Genomic DNA, 2,586 nt, shown 5'->3' on the forward strand with positions numbered 1-2,586 from the left:
GCCGCGAGCCGGGCCGGGCGTGCCTCGAGGGCGGCCAGCGCGCCGCGCCTGTCCCCCGCGCCCCACAGCGCGGCGGCGCGCCCGTAGGGGCCTGCGAACCGGATCCACCGGCGCAACGGCGGGGGCAGCGCGCGCCAGGCAAGCGTCAGCGCGCGCACGGGGTCGCCGGAAATGTGTCGCAGCATCACGGATGCGGCGAGGACGACCGCTCGCGGCGTCGGCTGTACAGTCACGCGGGCAGATATTAGCGGCGGCGGCCCCGTGAACCGTAATCTCAACCGCGGAACCACGTACTCATGGGAAGGCAACTTGGGCGCGACGATCACGCATGTGCTCGGGGCCAGGCCGAACTTCGTCAAGGCCGCGCCGGTTATCCGCGCGCTCGCCGCGGCCGGGCACGAGCAGCGGATAGTCCACACCGGGCAGCATTACGACGAGCGGATGTCGCAGGTCTTCTTCGTCCAGCTCGGCCTGCCGGAACCGGACGTGAACCTCGGTGTCGGGTCGGGTACCCAGGCCAGGCAGACCGCCGAGATCATGGTCGGCATGGAGCAAGAATTCACCGAAAATTCATCTGCTATTGGTGTCCTCTACGGGGACGTGAACTCGACCCTTGGCGCCGCGCTGGCCGCCGCCAAGCTCGGCATCCCGCTGGCGCACGTCGAGGCCGGGCTGCGCAGCTTCGACGACACGATGCCCGAGGAGATCAACAGGCGGCTCACCGATCAGGTGTGTGACCTGCTGTTCGTCACCTCCGCCGAGGCGATAGGGAACCTGGCGAGGGAGGGCCGCCCGGCGGGCGCGGTCCACTTCGTCGGCAATCCGATGATCGACACGCTGCTGGCGAACCTGGACAAGTTCGACGCCGCGAGCGCGCGCCGGGCGTACGACCTGGACGAGCGGTACGTCGTGGCCACGTTGCACCGTCCGGGGAACGTGGACTCCCCGGACCGGGCGGCCGACCTGGTCGAGGCGCTGCACGAGGTGGCGGCCAAGCTGGACGTGATCATTCCGCTGCACCCGCGCGGCCGGGCCACGCTGGTGGCGACCGGGCTCCTCGACGCGCCGCGGGTGCGCGTGGTGGACCCGCTTGGCTACATCGAGTTCATGTCGCTGGTGCGCGGCGCCGCAGCGATCATCACCGATTCTGGCGGCGTGCAGGAGGAGACTACGCTGCTGCGCGTGCCATGCCTCACGCTGCGTCCCAACACCGAACGCCCGGTCACGATCACCAGCGGCAGCAACCGGCTCGTCACCACCGCGGAGCTGGCGGCCGCCGTGCTCGCGGCATGTGACGACGGGCCGTACGCGGGCGAGCTCCCGCCGCTGTGGGACGGCCAGGCCGGGCCGCGGATCGCCCGGATCATCACCGCGTGGCTGCGGGCAGCCGATGACTGACACGACGCCAGGCGGCAGCGGCAGCGGCACCGGTGCCAACGTCGGTGCTAACACCAACGCCGACGCCAATGCCGGCGCCGGCGCCGCGGATCCCGGCGGCAGCCCGATTCCCGGCGGCCCGGGTGAGGACGCCGGGCTGGCAGCCGAACGCGAGCGGCTCGCCCGCCAGCTCCGCGACACCCGGATGCAGCTGGCCATGACCCAGGCCAGGCTGTCGGCGCTCGAGCAGTCGGCGACGATGCGCTTCGGCCGCACGGTCGCCAACGCGGCCCGCCGCCCGTGGCCGCGCGGCGCGCAGCTGCCCAGGGACCTGTACCGGCTGTGGCGCGAGCGGGGCGTGCCGAAGAGCGGCGCGCAGAACGCCGCCACCGCCCTGGCCTCCGCGCAGCTCACCGACCTGGCCGGGACCGGCGAGCGGTTCCTGTCCGCGCTGACCGCGCCTGGCGAGCTCGACCTGGCCGACCCGGCGCTGGCCCTGGCGGGCTCGGCGCGAACCGGTGCCAGCCTGGTCGTCACCGGTGCCCTCAGCGCGCTCGGCTGCGCCACGCTCGCCCCCGACGCGGTGGTGCACCCGCTGCTCCCGCACGACGCGGACGTGGTGCTCGAGGGCACAGGCGCGGACCTGGTGCTCATCGAGGCGGCGGCGATGCTGCCCGGCGCCCCGTGGGCGTACGCCACCGACCCGGCGGCGGCGGACCGCGGCCGACGGCTGGCGCGGATGATCGTCATGGCCCGCTCGCTCGGCAAGCCCGTGGTCCTGGTCGCGAACGTGCCGCAGGCCCTGATGCCCGGCCTCGGCTGGCTGGCGGCCGCCTGCGACGCGGTCACCCGTGACGGGCTCGGCGTGCAGCTCGCCAGGTTCAACCCGGTCGGGGTGACTCCCGCCCGGCCGACCGAGCCGCTATACGCCGGAGACAGGGACCCGCGGGAGGCGCCTGCGGTCCGCGCGCTGCTCGGCCAGCTGACCGGCGGCCCTGACGCGCCCGTCCGGATGGCCGGCGCGCGCGGCTGGCGCGCCCGGCCGGCCCTGTACCGTGAGCACGCGGTGTTCGTCTCCGCCTCCGCGGACCAGGCCAGGGAGCAGGCCGCCTGCGGCGCGCGGGTGATCGGGATCGCCCCGTCGGGGCGCCGCGCCGAGGCGCACGCGATCGCGCAGCAGATCGAGGCGGCCCGCGCCGCCCGCCCGCT

General features: G+C 74.3%; 1 protein-coding gene and 2 pseudogenes. 2 read left to right on the plus strand and 1 reads right to left on the minus strand.

Annotated features, from left to right (window positions below):
* Positions 1–233: pseudogene (locus Q1N79_RS27580) on the minus strand (hypothetical protein); the annotation flags it as partial.
* Between the two features lie 76 nt (positions 234–309).
* Here Q1N79_RS27580 and wecB point away from each other — a divergent pair.
* Entirely contained in the window at positions 310–1,398 is a 1,089-nt protein-coding gene (gene wecB, locus Q1N79_RS27585) for a non-hydrolyzing UDP-N-acetylglucosamine 2-epimerase (RefSeq protein WP_300613973.1), read from the plus strand.
* Positions 1,391–2,586: pseudogene (locus tag Q1N79_RS27590) on the plus strand (hypothetical protein); the annotation flags it as partial. The gene wecB and the pseudogene Q1N79_RS27590, both read left to right, overlap by 8 nt.

It is taken from the genome of Trebonia sp., assembly GCF_030042015.1.
GTDB lineage: Bacteria > Actinomycetota > Actinomycetes > Streptosporangiales > Streptosporangiaceae > Trebonia.